This is a genomic window from Halalkalibacter oceani (assembly GCF_023715705.1).
GTDB classification, from domain to species: domain Bacteria; phylum Bacillota; class Bacilli; order Bacillales; family Bacillaceae_D; genus Halalkalibacter; species Halalkalibacter oceani_A.
Map to the genome: position 1 here is coordinate 105,407 of NZ_JAMBOS010000006.1, position 18,027 is coordinate 123,433.

18 protein-coding genes are annotated in these 18,027 nt (G+C 45.6%); 14 read left to right on the forward strand and 4 right to left on the reverse strand.

Annotation, left to right across the window (positions count from 1 at the left end; all coding sequences use genetic code 11):
* Positions 1–52: 52 nt before the first annotated feature.
* Positions 53–1,186: a zinc-dependent alcohol dehydrogenase gene (locus tag M3212_RS08320; protein WP_251193500.1), complete on the forward strand. Its 1,134-nt coding sequence runs from the start codon at positions 53–55 to the stop codon at positions 1,184–1,186.
* 95 nt (positions 1,187–1,281) lie between these two features.
* Positions 1,282–2,148 carry a 5'-3' exonuclease gene (locus M3212_RS08325; protein ID WP_251193501.1) on the forward strand — a complete coding sequence of 289 codons (867 nt, stop codon included), beginning with the start codon at positions 1,282–1,284 and terminating at the stop codon, positions 2,146–2,148.
* Between the two features lie 116 nt (positions 2,149–2,264).
* Here M3212_RS08325 and M3212_RS08330 read toward each other — a convergent pair whose 3' ends face one another.
* Positions 2,265–3,893 (reverse strand): GAF domain-containing sensor histidine kinase, encoded by a 1,629-nt coding sequence (locus tag M3212_RS08330; protein WP_251193502.1) that lies wholly within the window; start codon positions 3,891–3,893, stop codon positions 2,265–2,267.
* Between the two features lie 175 nt (positions 3,894–4,068).
* On the opposite strand from M3212_RS08330, the gene M3212_RS08335 reads away from it, so the two are divergent.
* The 4 genes from M3212_RS08335 to M3212_RS08350 all read left to right on the forward strand — a co-directional run bounded on the left by M3212_RS08335 (position 4,069) and on the right by M3212_RS08350 (position 7,319).
* Complete coding sequence (locus M3212_RS08335; protein WP_251193503.1) at positions 4,069–4,785, forward strand: LytR/AlgR family response regulator transcription factor; 717 nt, start codon at positions 4,069–4,071, stop codon at positions 4,783–4,785.
* 225 nt (positions 4,786–5,010) lie between these two features.
* Positions 5,011–5,403: a hypothetical protein gene (locus M3212_RS08340; RefSeq protein WP_251193504.1), complete on the forward strand. Its 393-nt coding sequence runs from the start codon at positions 5,011–5,013 to the stop codon at positions 5,401–5,403.
* A 28-nt stretch (positions 5,404–5,431) separates the two neighbouring features.
* Positions 5,432–6,775, forward strand: a complete 1,344-nt coding sequence (locus M3212_RS08345; protein WP_251193505.1) for a sensor histidine kinase — start codon at positions 5,432–5,434, stop codon at positions 6,773–6,775.
* Positions 6,776–6,821: 46 nt separating this feature from the next.
* Complete coding sequence (locus tag M3212_RS08350) at positions 6,822–7,319, forward strand: L,D-transpeptidase family protein (RefSeq protein WP_251193506.1); 498 nt, start codon at positions 6,822–6,824, stop codon at positions 7,317–7,319.
* 190 nt (positions 7,320–7,509) lie between these two features.
* Here M3212_RS08350 and M3212_RS08355 read toward each other — a convergent pair whose 3' ends face one another.
* The 3 genes from M3212_RS08355 to mobA all read right to left on the reverse strand — a co-directional run bounded on the left by M3212_RS08355 (position 7,510) and on the right by mobA (position 9,597).
* Positions 7,510–7,938 (reverse strand): CBS domain-containing protein, encoded by a 429-nt coding sequence (locus M3212_RS08355; RefSeq protein WP_251193507.1) that lies wholly within the window; start codon positions 7,936–7,938, stop codon positions 7,510–7,512.
* 87 nt (positions 7,939–8,025) lie between these two features.
* On the reverse strand, positions 8,026–8,934 hold the full coding sequence (locus M3212_RS08360; RefSeq protein ID WP_251193508.1) for a diacylglycerol/lipid kinase family protein: 909 nt from the start codon (positions 8,932–8,934) through the stop codon (positions 8,026–8,028).
* A 33-nt stretch (positions 8,935–8,967) separates the two neighbouring features.
* The gene (mobA, locus tag M3212_RS08365) at positions 8,968–9,597 is read right to left on the reverse strand and encodes a molybdenum cofactor guanylyltransferase (RefSeq protein WP_251193509.1); all 630 of its coding nucleotides are present in this window, start codon (positions 9,595–9,597) and stop codon (positions 8,968–8,970) included.
* 201 nt (positions 9,598–9,798) lie between these two features.
* On the opposite strand from mobA, the gene M3212_RS08370 reads away from it, so the two are divergent.
* The 8 genes from M3212_RS08370 to M3212_RS08405 all read left to right on the forward strand — a co-directional run bounded on the left by M3212_RS08370 (position 9,799) and on the right by M3212_RS08405 (position 17,997).
* The gene (locus tag M3212_RS08370; RefSeq protein ID WP_251193510.1) at positions 9,799–10,434 is read left to right on the forward strand and encodes a phosphatase PAP2 family protein; all 636 of its coding nucleotides are present in this window, start codon (positions 9,799–9,801) and stop codon (positions 10,432–10,434) included.
* Between the two features lie 16 nt (positions 10,435–10,450).
* On the forward strand, positions 10,451–11,446 hold the full coding sequence (locus M3212_RS08375) for a zinc-binding dehydrogenase (protein ID WP_251193511.1): 996 nt from the start codon (positions 10,451–10,453) through the stop codon (positions 11,444–11,446).
* Positions 11,447–11,620: 174 nt separating this feature from the next.
* On the forward strand, positions 11,621–12,823 hold the full coding sequence (locus M3212_RS08380; RefSeq protein ID WP_251193512.1) for a GTP-binding protein: 1,203 nt from the start codon (positions 11,621–11,623) through the stop codon (positions 12,821–12,823).
* A 15-nt stretch (positions 12,824–12,838) separates the two neighbouring features.
* Positions 12,839–13,369 (forward strand): dCTP deaminase, encoded by a 531-nt coding sequence (gene dcd, locus M3212_RS08385; RefSeq protein ID WP_251193513.1) that lies wholly within the window; start codon positions 12,839–12,841, stop codon positions 13,367–13,369.
* Positions 13,370–13,580: 211 nt separating this feature from the next.
* A complete protein-coding gene (locus M3212_RS08390) occupies positions 13,581–14,897 on the forward strand; it encodes a metal ABC transporter solute-binding protein, Zn/Mn family (protein ID WP_251193514.1) in 1,317 nt (438 codons plus the stop codon).
* A 74-nt stretch (positions 14,898–14,971) separates the two neighbouring features.
* A complete protein-coding gene (locus M3212_RS08395) occupies positions 14,972–16,090 on the forward strand; it encodes an NAD(P)/FAD-dependent oxidoreductase (RefSeq protein WP_251193515.1) in 1,119 nt (372 codons plus the stop codon).
* Entirely contained in the window at positions 16,080–17,738 is a 1,659-nt protein-coding gene (locus tag M3212_RS22265) for a nucleoside recognition domain-containing protein (RefSeq protein ID WP_251193516.1), read from the forward strand. Before M3212_RS08395 ends, M3212_RS22265 begins: the two co-directional genes overlap by 11 nt.
* Positions 17,739–17,868: 130 nt before the next feature.
* Positions 17,869–17,997: a YjcZ family sporulation protein gene (locus tag M3212_RS08405; protein WP_251193517.1), complete on the forward strand. Its 129-nt coding sequence runs from the start codon at positions 17,869–17,871 to the stop codon at positions 17,995–17,997.
* Positions 17,998–18,027 lie beyond the last annotated feature (30 nt).

The following is an 18,027-nucleotide window of genomic DNA, read 5'->3' on the forward strand; positions in this document are numbered from 1 at the left end:
TAGTCCCTTCCTTAAGATACTAACAAAAAACCAATGAGTAAGGGATGATGAAATGAAAGCCGTCACGTATCAAGGGAAATATGTCGTACAAGTAAAAGAAGTGAAAACACCCGATATTCAAGACCCGGAAGATGTCATTGTCAAAATCACCTCGACGGCAATATGCGGCTCCGATCTTCATTTATATCAGGGAAACTTCCCGCTGCCAATCGGCTATGTGATCGGTCATGAACCGATGGGGATCGTCGAAGAGGTTGGACCCGCGGTGACGAGTGTGAAAAAAGGGGACCGGGTCGTTATCCCATTTACCGTTGCTTGCGGCCGCTGTGTTTATTGCGACCATAAGCTGGAGAGTCAGTGTGACAACGCCAACCCTCATTATGATTCCGGCGGTTATTTTGGTTATTCCGAAAAATTCGGCAATCACCCGGGCGGGCAGGCTGAGTATTTACGGGTGCCATTTGGCAACTTTACACCTTTCCGTGTACCGGATGATTGTGAGCTGGAGGATGAGCAGCTCTTGTTTTTATCTGATGTTTTGCCAACGGCCTATTGGAGTGTGGTCAATGCCGGCGTGAAAAAAGGTGACACAGTGATCGTATTAGGCTGCGGTCCGGTCGGGATGTTTGCCCAGCAGTTTGCCTGGCTTCAAGGAGCAAAGCGGGTAATTGCAGTCGATTATATTCCGTACCGGCTTGAGTTCGCCAGAAAAGTCAACAAGGTCGAGGTTTTTGATTTTACGAAGCATGAAGACATGGGGGAAGTGTTAAAGGAAACGACGAAAGGCGGCGCGGATGTTGTCATCGACTGTGCCGGGATGGATGGCAAGAAGTCACCGCTGGAATTCATTGAGCAGAAGATGAAGCTGCAAGGGGGAACACTCGGTCCGATCCAAATATCGACAAAAGCAGTCCGCAAAGGCGGAACGGTCCAAATTACCGGCGTTTATGGCGGACTGTATAACATGTTCCCCTTAGGTCCATTTTTCACTAGAAACATTACGCTAAAAATGGGTCAGGCGCCGGCCCGTCATTTTATGCCGGACATTTACAACCTGATTACGAAGAACCAGCTCAACCCTTCTTCGATCATTACCCATTCCCTCCCGCTTGAACGGGCCGCGGAAGGCTATGAGAAATTTAATAACCGGACCGATGATTGTCTGAAGGTTGTGTTGAAGCCTTAGGCCGCTTTACCGCCCGCCCGGAGAGGAGAATCGAATCCTCTCCGGGCTTGTTTTTGTGGTATAATACAGGTTACTGAGCGCAAGGAGGGAAGCAAGTGGAGAATAAAAAAGTGATGCTCGTGGACGGAATGGCGTTACTGTTCCGTTCTTTTTATGCCACGGCTATGAGTGGCTATTATATGGTAAACAGCAAAGGAATACCGACGAATGCGATTCACGGTTTTGTGAAGCATTTATTTTCCGCGACGAACAGATTTGAACCGACGCACGTCATTTGCTGCTGGGATATGGGCAGTGAAACATTCCGCAATGACATTTATCCTGCGTATAAAGCGAATCGCGGCGAGCCGCCGGTTGAGCTTATACCGCAGTTCGATTTAGTAAAAGAGGTAGTTGAAGAGCTTTCCATTCCGAATGTCGGATTGCCACATTATGAAGCGGACGACTGCATTGGCACATTGGCGCAAAAGTACGCGAAAGAAGCGGAAGTTATGATTTTAACAGGCGATCAGGATATTCTGCAATTAATCCAGGAGAACATCTCAGTGATTCTGTTGAAAAAAGGGATTGGCCACTATCAGGTCTATAATCCAGAAAGCTTTTTTGCCGAAAAAGCGATCCAGCCTCATCAAATGGTCGATTTAAAAGCATTTATGGGCGACAGCAGTGATAATTATCCCGGGGTAAAAGGAATTGGGGAAAAGACTGCGTTGAAACTGCTGCAAACCTATCAATCTATTGAAGGGGTGTTGGCCAACGTCGAAGCGTTAACGCCGGCTCAGCGCCGCAAGATTCAGGAAGAGGAAGAGATGCTTCATCTTTGCCGTAAGCTGGCACAAATCCATTGCCAGGTTGAGGTGGACTGTTCCTTGGAGGAGGCGCTTTATCAGGTTGATGAGGAGCGAATGCGGGCAAAGTTCGCTGAGCTCGAGCTGAAAAATCTTGAGCAGCTTATAAAATGAGCCGTTTTAAGGGGCTGAGACAAAAGGGGTGTTTTCCCTTTTTCCCAGCCCCTTAGGCATGAGCGGGTTTCCTAGAATGGCCTTGTGGCAAGAGTTTCCATTCTGCTTCATCCTAACTAGCTTTGGCTCATCCCCTCTTTTATATAGAGGGGAATTTTTACGAAGAACTTACTGCCGATTCCGTCAGTCGTTTGAAAGCTGACCGAGCCTCCCATTTCCGTCAGTAGCTGCTGAACGATCGTCAGTCCAATCCCGGAGCCTTCAACACGGGAGGCGTGCGCCGGAGAGCGGTAAAACGCCTTAAACATCCGGGCCTGATCTTCTTTTGAAAGACCGTAGCCTGTATCAGCAATCGTTATAATGAGGTAATCTGCCTGAATGGAATAACTGATACTGACCTGTCCCTCTTCATAATTGTACTTAATTGCATTTGAAAGCAGGTTAAGAATGACTTGATTAAACCTGATTTTATCTGCTTTGATGGCGGGAATCTGATCACGCCGAGTGCAATGATGAATAAGGATATGCTTACTTTCAGCAAATGGAGACAGTAATTTGATGCAGTTTGTCACGGCTTCATGGACGTTTATTCTTTCTGGTGCTAACGCTGGTTGGCCGGATTCAATCCGGACAAGCTCAAGAATTTGGTTGATTAACGTGAGTAAGTGGCGGCTGGCATGAACAATTTTTCTTATGCTTTTGATCTGGTGATCTGTAAGCTCCTGCTTTTTGTCGAGTAACAAAATTTGTGAAAAGCCAAGGATGGAGTTCAACGGAGTGCGCAGTTCATGGCTCAGCATTGAAAGAAAATCGACCTTCGCTTTGTCGGCCTCCTGCCTGGCTTGCAGCAACAGCTCGTTCCTGCTGGTAAGCTCATTATTGATTTCTTGCAATTGAATGATGAAAAAAAGCCGTTCCATGATCGTCGCAACCTGTTTGCATACTTTATCAATCAGTGACAGCTCACGTTTTGAAAATGTTGAGCGTTGCTTTGAACCAAACGCAAGAGTGCCAAGCATCCGCTTATTTGATATAAGCGGATGGCAGGCGTAGGCTTTTATGCCAAGCGAGCGAATCAATTTTGTACTTGGATCGTCGCTGGTTTCCACATATTCGGCTATTCGCTTTTGCTTTTCTGCTGCCACTTTCCCACAGATTGCCTCGCCAAGCTGAAGAGAATGAAGCTGGACGGCCATATCGGCTGAAATACCTGAATAATTCATTAAATGAAGTTCCTTTCCGCTATCGCTATGCCGATAATGAAAATAAACGTCAAGGTTTAAATAACGGGCAAGATCGGCAAATAACGTATCAAACAACTGCTGGGGCTTTTCCTGTAAAATCAAATCATGGCTTGTTTCCGTGAGTAAAGTCAAATCCTCTAGATGAGCTTCGAACGCTTCCTCTTCTTCAATCTCAGATGTTTTATCTTTTAAAAGAATAATAGTATGATTTAAACAAGGATATATTTCAATACGAATCGAATTCTTTCCGTCATTTAGTCTTTCGACAAAGTGGTGCGGCTGTTTCTTCTGGGAAGCTTGATAAAGCTTCGTTTGCAGCTGTCGCGAAAAAGCTGGAGAAAGCGCATCCAGAAAACGGTCACCAATCGCTGCTTTTTTGAAAGCAAAGCTGAAACGTTCCTGTTCAGGTGGTGTAAGATCCGTAATGTGCCAATCGTGATCGACGATGACATACACATAGTCAGACTGCTGCGGGGCAAGTGGCGCAAGGGGCATCTTCATTGAATCCACCTCCATTGTGCCACTATTCTACAACATAAATATTGCCGATCATAGTTGTTTTTTCTACCAGGAATGTTACATTATTGAGAGTAAAGTCTATAAACACTATCGTAAACTGGTTAACGTCTTTCAACATGGTAGTCTTCTGAGGAATATAATGAAAAGAAGGGGTAAGATGGAGAATTTAAAGGTAATTGTAGCTGATGATCATGCGGATTCACGTGAAATCCTTATTGAACTTATCAATCACCTGCCTGATGTTACCGTAGTAGCGGAAGCAGTGGATGGAAAAGAAGTAGTAGAACAGGTATTACTCCATAGAAATGTTGATGCGGTTTTGATCGATATTCGTATGCCGAAGCTTAACGGGCTCGAAGCGATAAAGATTTGTCTGGAATACGTTCCAGATTTGAGATTTATTTTTATAACAGGCTATGAAGATTACGCGGTGGAAGCGTTTACGATTTCAGCGACGGATTATATTGTGAAACCTATTGAAGCCGGGCGTCTGTATAAAGCGCTGGCAAAAGTAAGAGAGATGAAAGGGCTGGAAAAATATCGCGATTACTCCCAGCGAATGATTATTAAAAATAAAAAGCTGACGTATTACGTCCCTGTCAACGACATTTTATTTATTGAAAAGAATGGAAAGGAAGCACTTGTTCATACGAAAGACAAAACCTATGTCACGTTGGAGACATTGGATTCGCTTGAAAAAAAGCTTACCTCTTCATTTTATCAATCTCACCGTTCTTACATTATCAATGTCAACAAAATCTCTCATATTGAATCCTCAGGAAGAACGTACTTAGCTTATTTTTTAGATTATGATAAAGCAGCTCACATCTCGAAACACCGGATTCATACGACTCAGCAAAAGCTGCTTCGCTAACATACGAGACTGTTTTTTTATGGTGAAAATGAAAACAGTCTGTTTCGCGTTAGCTCATAATAAAAGGTTGTGAAAGGGTTCAATCCGTTACTAACTACTTCTTTTCTTTCCGCATGGGGTACATGAAACGGGCTACTTGGGGGTTGTTTCTATTAGACATAGCGGGCTGCGAAAAGGTAAAATTTTCAACATACGCATTTTAGTCAAAAGGGAGTTAAGAACTGGGTGATAACGGAAGAAGAACTATATACGAAAGCGATTTTAATCTATCAGGAGTACAACGGCTATAATCTCCTGTTTGAAACCATATTAAGAGATTGGGGATTTACAAATCTGGATATCGTTGAAAGTCATGAACAGGTGGTCATGGAACTGAAAAGAAAACCGGTCGAGCTGCTAATATATGATTTTATTAATCATGAAAGCATCCATACGTTTTCAAAGGTGCAGGAGCAAATTTGTCTGCCTTTTACGATCTGCACGGCTTTTCAAAACTTGAATATCCGCGAACAATTACGTGATTTTCCCCAAGTTAGTTTTGTCGACAAGCCTCTTGATATTCACCTGTTTCGGGAAGTCATTTACCACTATTTACAAGAACAACTGACGCAAAAGTAGCGGATATTTTTCATGAAAGTGTGAAGAGATGAACGACATTTTTTTTGTACTTGTTTTAATTGGTTTTGCATGGTTACTGGGTTATTTATATCGGGGTTTCAAAAAGTGGAATCGGATGAACTTTCTCGTCTATGGGTTCATCCTTGTTTTGCTGGGCGCATATTTGTTTTATGGATTGGCACGCTGCTCTTCCTCAGCATCGGGAATGGATTTGGATTCTTTTTTTCGCTATGTCCTGCTGCCGGCCGGTATCATGCTTTTGCTTGGCTGCTGGCTGAATGGAAAAGCGCAACAGGGCGGCCGATTGCGGCAAAAGCAGGAGAGCCTTGCTGACCGGAATCATTCCTATTGGATTTTTGTTTGCGATGAGAATCAAGCGATCCTCACCGCCAATTGTGCTGTTCTCACTTTATCAGCTATCCCGCCTGAGCGGCTCGCCGATCATACGATGGCGGCTTTTTTCGCGCCCTCCTCGCGAGAAAAAGCCGCTGTGCTGTTAGACGAAAGTCGAAAACAGCAGGGAGCGGAAGCGATTCTCACGTTACAAAGCAGGCACGGGCATACTTATGACACCTTTTTTACCGTTTTTTGCTTAAAAGGGGAAGGGGAAGCGAGCTTTTTGTTTATCGGTAAGGAAATCAACCGGCAAACTGCCAGGATGACATTTGAGGAAGGGTATGAGCGCTGGCCGCTCTGGTCTGTTCAATTGGCCCATGAATTAAAGATCCCGTTAAACAGCATTCTCGGTTACGCTCAGTTAATGCAGCTTGAAGCGGACCGCAGCAATCAAAAGCAGCAGGACCGTCTCGAAAAAATCATCAAATCCGGAAAGCATATGCTTCGGCTTCTTAATGCGATGAGCAGCAAGAACGACAGAACAGGAAAGCCGTTAAAGGAGCGGGTGGAGAAGGTTAATGTCTATCAGGTAATTGATGATAGTATTATGTTTGTTTACCCGCTTGCGCTCGAAAAAAATATTGAGATCGTGCGGCAAATGGAGCAGGAGCAGATATTTTTACAAATCGAGCGCACGAAAATGGTGCAAATTTTACTTAATTTGCTAACAAACGGAATTAAATTTAATAAGAAAAATGGAACATTGACAATCCGGACGGAACTAACAGAAGACCGATTTTGGATAGCGATTACGGATACCGGCTGTGGCATTACCGAGGAGAGACTGAACGGGATCTTTGAGCTTCATGATCGCGATGATCAGCAGGAGAAGGAGGGCCAGGGGATGGGTCTCGCTTTAACGAAAGGGTTAGTTGAAGAAGCGGGAGGACAGATCGCGGTTGAGAGCAGGCTTAATCAGGGAAGTACATTTTCTGTCAGTCTTCCTCTGAGCCAGAGTAAGCATAAAATGGACTGATGTGCATATGGTTATTCAAAAGGCGAGGAAGGTGGGATGACTATACATGCTCAAGCATATTGTCAAACCGGGGGAGACGCTTTTTTCGATTGCGGAGGATTACCGTATTTCCTTCCATACCCTCGTACAGTCGAACCAGCTTGCTGATCCGGATATGATATACGCCGGTCAGGAGCTCGTTATTCCAGGACTGCCCGATCCGAATCAACTGCCTTATTCTATTTCAGTCTCCTTGTTAAACAGAACACTGACATTGTACCACCACGGTTCACTGGTTAAAACGTACCCGATTGCTGTTGGCAGAATGCTAAATGAAACCCCGACCGGAGAGTATGTCATTATTAATAAGGCCCCGAATCCAGGCGGTCCTTTTGGCGCGATGTGGATGTCATTATCAAAAAAACATTACGGCATTCACGGCACAAACGATCCTTCTTCAATCGGTAAAGCCGTGTCAAAAGGCTGCATTCGGATGTACAACGAGGATGTGATTGAACTTTCCCAGACTGTGCCAATCGGAACAAAGGTAGTGATCAGACCGTAGAGAAAAACGAGACTCAAACGCGGTGTGAAAACACCTGAAGCACCATGTAAAAGATTGTTTCACTGCGGCGAGAAGCTCGCCTATAAAAGAATCGCCCCGCGCTTATCAGACAAACGAGCTGATAAGCGCGGGGCTTTTTTGAAGCGATTGGGTAGGCGTCCTCAGCGACACATCTCTGATTGGACGGGTTTTACTGCTGAGGTGACGTATGCTCGGAAATATTCGAAAGCGCCTCGCCGGCTTCATTTTGATAAATCGCTTCTGTTGCCAGGTCTCCAAGCGCGACCATGCCGACTAATTGACCGTTATCGACGACAGGCAGGCGACGAATTTGATGCTGAGCCATTAATGCCGACGCTTCATGGGCATCCATTGATGGAGAGGCAACAGTTAAGTTGGTCGACATACATTCGCGTACCGGTACATTCGTTGCACTTCCCTCCGCTGTCGAGCGCAACGTAATATCGCGGTCGGTGATCACTCCTTGCAGCTGACCATTTTCCACGACAGGGATAGAACCGATGTTGTACTGTTTCATTAAGACCGCTGCTTCCTGGATCGTCTGATCTCCAGTAATGGAAACAACATTTTTTGACATGAGCTGATCTAGATTTGGCATCCTGGTCACTCCATTCAAGTTAGATTCATGAAACAAGTATTAGGATTTTCCAAGTACCCAAAATTATTCATCATTCTCTAATTTCGTTCATTTTTCATGTGCGGCTTCATTCGTGAAAAATGTCAGCTTCCGCGGCAGAAGCACGATGGAAGCGGGGGATGTCTGATAAATTTCCCCGTCCATATCGATATCCATTTTTTCCGCAGTTGTAAGTGAGAAAGATGAGGTACGGATCAGCTCAATTCCTTCTGCCTCCTTTGGCCAATCTTCAGCAAAAGTCTTGTAATACATATTTTTCAGCAATTTCAGTCCGTCTTCCTGAATGATATACAGCTCCAACAAGCTGTCATCGAGCTTTGACTCGGGAAGATGAAAATTAGCGGTTCCTAACGAAAATCCGTTCATCGCCAAAATCATTACAGCTTCCCCACTTCGTTGGTCATTTTCTGCTGTTTGTAAGGTGAAAGAGAAAGGATCGGCTTTTTTCAATGACTGAAGCGCGCTAATAAAATAGCTCAGTTTTCCGACTGAATGTTTTAACGTTGAATTCGTTTCTTCCGAGACAGTCGTAATTAAACCGAGTCCGGCAAAGTTCGTAAAGTAATGGTTGTTACAGCGGCCGATATCACAGGTCCGCGTTTGACCGGCTTTGATCACCTCCGCTGCTTCCGTAATTGATTGCGGAATACCGAGTGAGCGGGAGAAATCATTGCAGGTGCCGGCGGGAAGAATGCCGACTGTCGGCGGCTCTGTAACGTCCATTAAGCCGTTAACGCACTCGTGTACCGTTCCGTCTCCGCCAACGATGAACAGAAGATCATACTCACTCCCGCGTTCTCTGCAAATCCGCTCGCCATCCCCTTTCTCAACTGTTTGCACCATCGTCAGCTCCTGATACTCCGCAGCAAGTACACTCGTGATTTCCTTTAAGATGTCGTTGACTTTCGCTTGCCCTGCCTGCGCATTATAGACGAGCAACGCTTTTTTCTTAACCATCCAAAGCTTCCTTTCAAGTGAATATTTTTGATTCTATTCCCTGTAAGCTGAATTTTTACTCGCTTTTTTTCGGTCATTTTGCATCGGCAAGGTCCGTTTTGCTTCGCTGAGATCATCCGGATAGTTAATATTAATAAAATCAGTCTGGTTGTCCGCGAAGGCTACCCGTTTTAGTTTAGCGTCCTCTAATAGCGGCTTAAAGCTTCGGATGCCCTTTTTGAGCAGCTGTTTGATGGTGGCGAGACAGTCCCGGTGATAAAGGGCGACCAGTGGTTGCAGGCGCTGTCCGTTTTCAGGGATGATGATTTGCGTCGCTGAATCAATTTCTTTGATCAGTCCTGCGACCAAAGAAGCGCGGACGAAAGGAATATCAGAAGCAAGCACAAAAAACCAATCCGTATCGGCCATCTGGTCCATCGCAAAGGCAAGGGCTGCAAGCGGTCCTTGATGGGGCGCTTCTTCGATTAGAACGGAAGCATTGGTGGAAGAAAAAGAAGGAGCAAGATCACCATTCGTCACGATACAGACGGAGCGGCAGCCTCCTCCTGATAAAGCGGTGACGCTATGCTGATAAAATGCTTTTCCGCCGTATTGTTCAAACATTTTCGGCTTGCCATAGCGGGACGATTGTCCGCCGGCGAGCACAATTCCATCAATATTCATCCGATCAACTCCATTTACAAAAGCATTCGTAGCTTCAGTATACGAGAAGAAAGGACGAAAAAACAGGTCCCGTTCAGCAGGAGGGACGGGGGCGCGTTGACTGAAAGCAACAAACTGATTGAATTGAAGAATAGAAAACGCTAAAATAAGAGGTAAACTTATCCAACAATCATGATCTTTCCACAAGTAGGTGTGACAGTATTGCAGCATAAATCATTGTTGTTACTTTTAAGTTGCGGTGGCGTTTTGCTTATGCTTTTTCTCTTGCTGACCCGCAGTGTGGTGACGGGTCGTACACTGGTCCTGGATGAAGCGTTGATCCACCATGTCTCGACACTTGAGCATCCATTTTTGACAGCGATGCTGATCGCGCTCAGCTATATCGGCTCAACGACCCCGGTTGTCGTGATTTCAATCGTATTACTAATCGTACTCTATCAATGTACGAAGAAAAAACGTGACATCATTTTTTTCACTGTTGTCTCTCTCTGCTCGGTCTCCTTAAATGTGCTTTTGAAGTCGTATTTTGAACGGGAGCGGCCGACGATCATTACAATGATCGAAGAGACGGGGTTCAGCTATCCAAGCGCACATGCGATGGCAGCTTTTACGCTGTATGGAGCGGTAACGTTTTTATTTTGGCGCCATCTTAAAAAGAGGAAATCGCGCCGCTTACTTCTCGGGGCTGCCAGCTGTATGATTTTGCTTATGGGGTTCAGTCGGATTTATTTAGGAGTCCATTATCCGAGTGATGTCATTGGTGGGTATTTAGTAAGTGGAACGTTATTGACGATCTCTATTTTCATTTATCAATGGATTCAACATTCTATTACATAGAAGGGCGTGGGGACGGATGAAAGCATTGATTCATCAAGGAAAAAAAGGATTGGCCGGGCTTGCCTATCAGGAAATAGAGGAGGCGAAGCCGGCGGCGGGGGAAGTAAAGGTGAAACTGCTTTATGCAGGTCTCAACCATCGTGATCTTTTTGTCCTGGAACGTCACCCGGAAGAGGCGCCGGGACTGATCATCGGTTCAGATGGAGCCGGTATCATTGAGGAAGTCGGTGCGGGTGTGACGGATTTTGCGGTCGGCGATGAAGTGATTATTAACCCGAGTCTCGGCTGGATTACAAAAAGCGCCGCACCGCCGGATGGATTTGAAATCATCGGTTTACCTGATCACGGGACGTTTGCGGAATCAATTGTTCTTCCTGCGCTAAACGTGGAAAAAAAGCCAGAGCATTTATCGTGGGAGGAAGCAGGCGTGCTATCTCTTGCCGCGCTTACTGCATACAGGGCGTTGATCACGAGAGCGCATGCGAAGCCAAAGGATACGATACTGCTCCCTGGGGTCGGCAGTGGCGCTGTTACCTTTCTATTGTTATTTGCCAAAGCGATAGGAGCGCGTGTAATCGTCACCTCGCGCTCGCAGGCGAAACGCGAAAAAGCGCTTGAGCTCGGGGCCGATATGGCGATTGCCAGTGATTGTGACTGGGATGCTGAGCTGAATGGAGAGAAGGCGGATATCGTGATTGAAACAGTCGGGGCTGCTACTTTCAATAAATCGCTCGCTCAATTGCGCAAAGGCGGGACGCTCGTAACATTTGGTGCCTCAGCCGGTGATGAGGTCAAGCTGGACATTCGCAGCTTTTTTTACGGGCAATATACGATGCTCGGGACGACGATGGGAAGCCGTGATGAGTTCAAAGAAATGCTTCATTTTATTAAACGATATCAAATAAAGCCGGTGATCGATCAGGTGTTTCCATTATCGCAAGGAATTGCAGCATTAAAAAGAATGGAAGACGCCGAGCAATTTGGAAAAATCGCGTTAAAAATAACTGAATAGGAAGTCAATTCGTTATTCACCAGCTGAATGTAGCGAAACACAAGAGACTTTAACCTGACGCTCTTATCGGACGATAAGAGCGTTTTTGCATGTTTCATATTCATGGATTGACAATTTCCCAGTCACTCTTTAATATGAAAATAGTAATCATTACGATTTGATTAGGAGGAAGAGATGAAAACGGTGATTCCAGTAACAGTATTAAGCGGCTATCTTGGCTCGGGCAAGACAACATTGTTAAATCATCTGTTGAAAAACCGTCAAAGCTTGAAGGTAGCGGTCATCGTCAACGATATGAGTGAAGTGAACATTGATGCTGAATTAGTGAAGCAGGGTGGAGAATTGACGCGAACGGAAGAAAAATTAGTAGAAATGTCGAATGGCTGCATTTGCTGTACACTAAGAGAAGATTTGCTGGTCGAGGTCGAGAAGTTGGCAAAAACAGGTAATATCGATTACATCGTAATTGAATCGACGGGGATCAGTGAACCGATTCCTGTCGCGCAAACATTCTCGTATATTGATGAAGAGCTAAAGATTGATTTAACAAAATTTTGCCGGCTTGACACGATGGTCACCGTTGTCGATGCCAATCGATTTTGGCATGATTTTCGATCAGGGGACAGCTTAATTGATCGTAAAGAGGCATTGGGAGAGGATGATACAAGAGAAATCGCCGATTTACTGATCGATCAGATCGAATTCTGCGATGTGCTTATTTTGAATAAATGCGACCTTGTATCGGAAGAGGAGCTGGAAAAATTAGAAGGCGTATTGAAAACGTTACAGGCAAAGGCGAAAATCATTCGCACAGTTAATGCCGAAGTTGAGCCGCGGGAAATTTTGAATACGAAGCTATTTAATTTTGAGGAAGCAAGCAGTTCGGCGGGTTGGATACGTGAGTTGACGGCGGGACATGCCGAGCATACGCCGGAAACAGAAGAGTACGGTATTTCTTCTTTCGTCTATTACCGGCGTGAGCCTTTTCATACGATGCGTTTTTACAAGTGGATTCATTCCATGCCGGATCATGTTGTCAGAGCGAAAGGAATTGTCTGGTGCGCGAGCAGAAATAATTTGGCGTTACTTATGTCGCAAGCCGGACCAGCTGTCTCAGTCGAGCCCGTCTCTTATTGGGTTGCCGGTTTGCCACTTCATGAACAAAAGCAAATTTTAAAAGAAAATCCTGATCTTCTACAAGAATGGAACGAACAATATGGTGATCGTCATACGAAACTGGTGTTGATCGGCACTGAACTGGATAAGGATAGATTAATAAAAGAATTAGATGATTGTCTGTTGACAGATACGGAAATGATGCAGGACTGGCAAACCTTTGAAGATCCGTTTCATTGGAAGTTACAAAAGCCGAGTTGAAGGTAGGGACAGAACGTGATTGTAACGGGAAAATCAATTTATCAAAAAATAAAACAAAATGAAATAACGATCATGCCATTCAATGATAAGCAAATTCAGCCTGCTTCGATTGATTTAAGACTAGGCGACCACTTTCTAACAATTGACGAGCACAAGGAAAGCCATATTACGTTGGATAAACCAATTTCCTATCGTGAGATTGCAGCTAATAAGGGAAGGATCGTTCTTCCCGCCCATTCCTTTATCTTGGCAACGACAATCGAAACGATAAAGCTTCCACCTTATTTGACAGCTTTCGTGGAAGGGAGAAGTTCGATTGGTCGTCTGGGCTTATTTATTCAAAATGCCGGTTGGGTTGATCCAGGGTTTTTCGGTCAAATCACCTTGGAGCTTTTCAATGCAAGTCCTCTGCCGATAGAGTTGACCGTTGGCCGGCGAATCTGTCAAATTGTCATCGCTGAAGTGAATGGACAGGCAGACCCGTACAATGGAAAGTACCTTGGGCAAAAAGGAGCAATGGGGAGTGCGATCTATCGCGATCGATAAAGCAGGCAGGAAGTCAGTCTTGTATGCCTTTAACAGACATTTCCAGAGTTTATAGTTGTCAATAAGAAGAGTAGCTGGTATAATTCGTAATAATTACGTTTTAAGGGGTGGGGGAAGAAATACTTGGCAGAATCGATCGAGTTAGAGCAAGCAATATTTTTTTGAGATTCAAATCGTAATGTTTACGAAATGGAGAGAGGAGTTTTTTAGGTTGAAAAAGTTTTTAATGGTAGCAGCGACCGCATTGCTTTTATTAAATGCGTGCTCGAACACAGAGACAGAGACCGTCGATGAAACGGAGGAAAATCAGGAAACCGCGGAAAAATTAACGATTATGACCTCGATCTTTCCGTTGGAGGATTGGACGAAAAAAATTGGCGGGGATTTCGTTGAGGTGACAAATATTGTACCAGTCGGTGCCGATGCCCATACATACGAGCCAACGCCTAATGAAATGGTGGCTGTGGCGGAAGCGGATGCCTTTATTTATAATGGCGCGGGGATTGAGGCTTTTGCCGATCGGATCGTCGAGGCTGTCGCAAATGAAGGAATAGCGGTTCTCGAAGCAAGCTCCGGTGTAGAGTTAATCGAAGATCATCACCATCACGATCATAGTCATGGTCACGACCATGATCATGGTGAAATCGAGAATGGAACTCTGCGCATTGAGGGGGTGAAAGACCATTATCATACAGGCGATCAAGTCCATTTAACTGCACATGAAATAGATGAAAGTGGTCACGATCATTGGCATTGGTACACACTGGCGCCAGGGGAAGATCCAGAGAATGACGAGGCGTGGGAAGTGGTACCTGACAATGGAACGAACACGTACGAAGGAGTAGCGGAAGCTGGTCAGCTGATTCAAGTAAAGCTTTTCGGTGAAGATCACGAGGTTGTTGCGCAAAGTGAGCCTCTTGCAATCGAAATTGATGATCACCATGGTGACCACGATCATGATCACGGTCACGGACATGATGACCATGGGCATGTTCATGGCGATTATGACCCGCATGTCTGGCTTGACCCGGTACTTTCGATCGAAATGGCTGAACACATTAAACAGCTGCTCGTTGAATTAATGCCTGAGCAGGAAGCGTACTTTGAAGCGAACTTTGAAGACCTGCGTGGACAGTTTGAAGAACTGGACCAACAATTTCAAGAGGTTGCTGATCATGCGCAAATTGATACGTTTATCGTTTCACACGCTGGATACGGCTATTGGGAAGCGCGTTACGGCATCAAGCAAATTGGGATTGCCGGTCTTTCCCCAACGAATGAACCTACACAGCAGCAGCTGATTGAAACGATTGAGCAGGCAGAAGAGCTGGGACTTGAATATGTCTTGTTTGAGCCCAATATTTCACCGGCGGTGGCACAAACCGTTCAGGATTATTTAGAAGCAGAAGCCCTTTATCTTCACCCGCTTGAAGCGTTAACCGCGGAAAATGTTGAATCAGGAGCGGATTATTTCTCGCTGATGGAAGAAAACATTGAAACATTGCGAACGGTATTAAAGGCTGATTGATAGCAAGAAAAAATGAGGAATGAGCAAGGCTGTTCGGTCAGCACTGCTCATTCCTTTTATGGAGGTTTTACAAAATGGTTCAACACAAAAAAATCATCATTGTCGGGGCCGGACCTGCCGGAATTGGTCTCGGCATTCTTTTGAAAAAATTAGGATTTACATCTTATCTCATTTTAGAAGGGGATGAAATCGGTTCTTCCTTTAGAAGATGGCCACGGGAAATGAGATTCATTACACCCTCGTTTACAGGACAAGGCTTTGGGGCACTTGATCTGAACGCGGTCACTCCTCATACATCACCCGCCTTTACTTTCCGGAAAGAGCATTTAAATGGCGACGACTATGCCGACTATCTTGAATTGCTTACTGAACACTTTGAATTAACAGTGAAAGAACATACGAGGGTGACAGCGGTGTCTAAGAAAGAGCATTTGTTTACTGTCGAAACAGAATCGGAAAGATGGACGTGTGAAGCGCTATTCTGGGCAACCGGAGAATTTCAGTTTCCACAGGTCACGGGAATAGAAGGAGCTCATCACGGGCTGCATGTTGGGCAGGTTGATGCCTATGAAGCGCTGGCAAAAGATCACTATGTTGTTATCGGCGGCGGGGAAAGTGGAGCCGATGCTGCTTTTCATCTTGCCCGCTATGGCAATCAAGTAACGGTTGTAACTGAAAAGTCAATGAAGGATAAGGTCGTTGATCCGAGCTTGACCCTTTCTCCGTATACCTATGAAAGAATGGAGGTTGCGATGCAATCTGGACGTGTATCCTTTAAGGAGAACAGAAAAGTAACAAAAATCGAGCACCATCATGGCGGCTACGACATTGAGCTTGATAATGGAGAAGTGATTCAGACAACGGGAAAGCCGATTTTAGCAACGGGATTTGCTTCTGGAGCGCGACAAATTGCTTCGCTGTTCGAATGGCAGGAAAATGGAAAGCCGCTCTTAACCGAAGAGGCTGATGAATCAACGATAACAGAAGGGCTCTTTTTAACGGGGCCGAGTGTCCAGCATCGTTCCGCCGTATTTTGCTTCATCTACAAATTTCGCGCAAGATATGCGGCTATCGTCAAGCAGCTGTTCAGAAGATGGGGCTATGACTTAAAGGAAGAAGTAATTGCAGAATATGAAGATAACCAAATGCTGCTTGAGGATTTAGCGTGCTGCGAGGTTAATTGTGAATGCTAATGAATCAACAGCGACTAAGGAGCGCGTTGCTTTAGTCGGTCTGGAGTCTGTTGGAAAGACGAGTGTGTTTGGCTGCTTAACGAATCGGCGTGCTGGAAGGGAGTTAAATGCTAAGGGGTCGACGATCTTTGTGAAGGAACAGCAAAGTGAGTCGGCCGTATTTGTTGATACTCCGGGATTGCGCGGCAAAGACAGTGAAGCATTCCGTGCAGTGAGAATCGAACTGGAGCGCGCGAGCCATTTGCTGTTCGTCGTCAGAGGCACTCATTTTACCGAAGAAATCAGGCAATTAGCTTCACTCGTCCCAAAAAACGGCGTCGAAGCGACTGTCCTCGTCACATTTGCTGATAAAATGGACCCCGACCTTTTAAAAGCGCTACAAGCTCGCGTGGTTGACTACAACTGGCCACTGACCATGATTGATGCAAGAGGGGACGATCAGCGGAACCGTACGACCATCATGAATCAGGTAAAAAAAACAAAGCGGCTCACGCCAACGATGTGGGAGGAAATGGCTCAGATCCGGCACGAAGCAGTTGAGCCTGAACCGCTATGGTTTGAACACCCCGTTTTTGGAATCCCGCTTGCGCTGATGATGATGATGCTCTTATTTGTCCTTCCGGTAATGGGTGCATATCGACTTTCGAGCGAGATCGAACCATTGCTTTACGATGTCACCGAACCGATGGAAGCGTGGACCTCGACGTTGCCAGAATTGCTTCAAGCCATCCTAACAGGAAGTTATGGGCTTTTTACATTAGGGACTTATTCATTCGTCTGGGCCTTTCCTGTTGTGCTGTTTATTTCGTTTGCCAGCGCGCTTGCTGATGACTCTGGATTAAAGGATCGCATTGTTGACACGCTTGAGCCGCTGATGAGTAAAATTGGATTGAACGGCCAGGACCTCGTTCCGTTTATTTCCGGGTTTGGCTGCAATGTTGTCGCCGTTCAGCAAACGAGAAGCTGTAGCCCGACAACGAGAACGCCATGTGTATCGCTTATTTCATTTGGCTCGGCATGCAGCTATCAAATCGGGGCAACGCTGTCTATTTTTCACGTCGCCGGATTGCCGTGGCTTTTCCTGCCGTATATGCTCATGCTAACTTTTGTTGGTGCCATCCATAACCGGCTGTGGTACCCCATCAAAGAAAAGAAATGGCTTCAGTACTTTCAAGCAAGAAAAACGTTTTTGCAATGGCCGTCGTTCAAGCGCGTAGCCTATCGTGTAAAGGGAGTCTTCATCCAATTTCTGACGCAGGCCATGCCAATCTTTTTCCTGATTTGTCTGATCGCCTCGCTGTTTGAGTATGTGGGAATTTTAACGATCCTGACGAGGGTTGCCGAGCCCTTTGTCAGGCTAATCGGGGCGCCTGCGGAGGCCGCTGCCGGAATCGTCTTTTCGTTGATCAGAAAGGACGGCATCCTGTTATTTAATGAAGGCGGAGGGGCGTTACTTTCGAGCCTTGCTCCCGCTACTGTTTTTCTTCTTGTTTACATCGCTTCAACGCTGTCGGCCTGCCTGGTGACGATTTGGACAATAGCGAAGGAGCTGCGCTGGAAAGCGGCATCCGCACTCTATATCAAGCAGTTGATAACGTCAGTTGCTTCCGCCGCAGTACTGCTTGTGATCCTTCGGCTATTTATGTAAGCGGGCTGCATAACAAAGCGTCACGGTCCATTTTCTTATTTTTACATGCGCCCAAACGTTTTTCGTGCGGCTGCATACGATGAATCGTGAGGATGATGCTTCATCCTACTTTCAAGAAGGAGTGATAGAAATGGGTGCAGAAGCAGGATATGGATATGGCGGAGGATTTGCTTTAATCGTCGTGCTTTTTATTTTGTTAATTATTGTCGGAGCATGTTGGTGCGGCGGAGGCTTTGGTGGAGGCTTTGGCGGATACTAAGCCGAAAGCTGACATTTAACACGCTGCGCG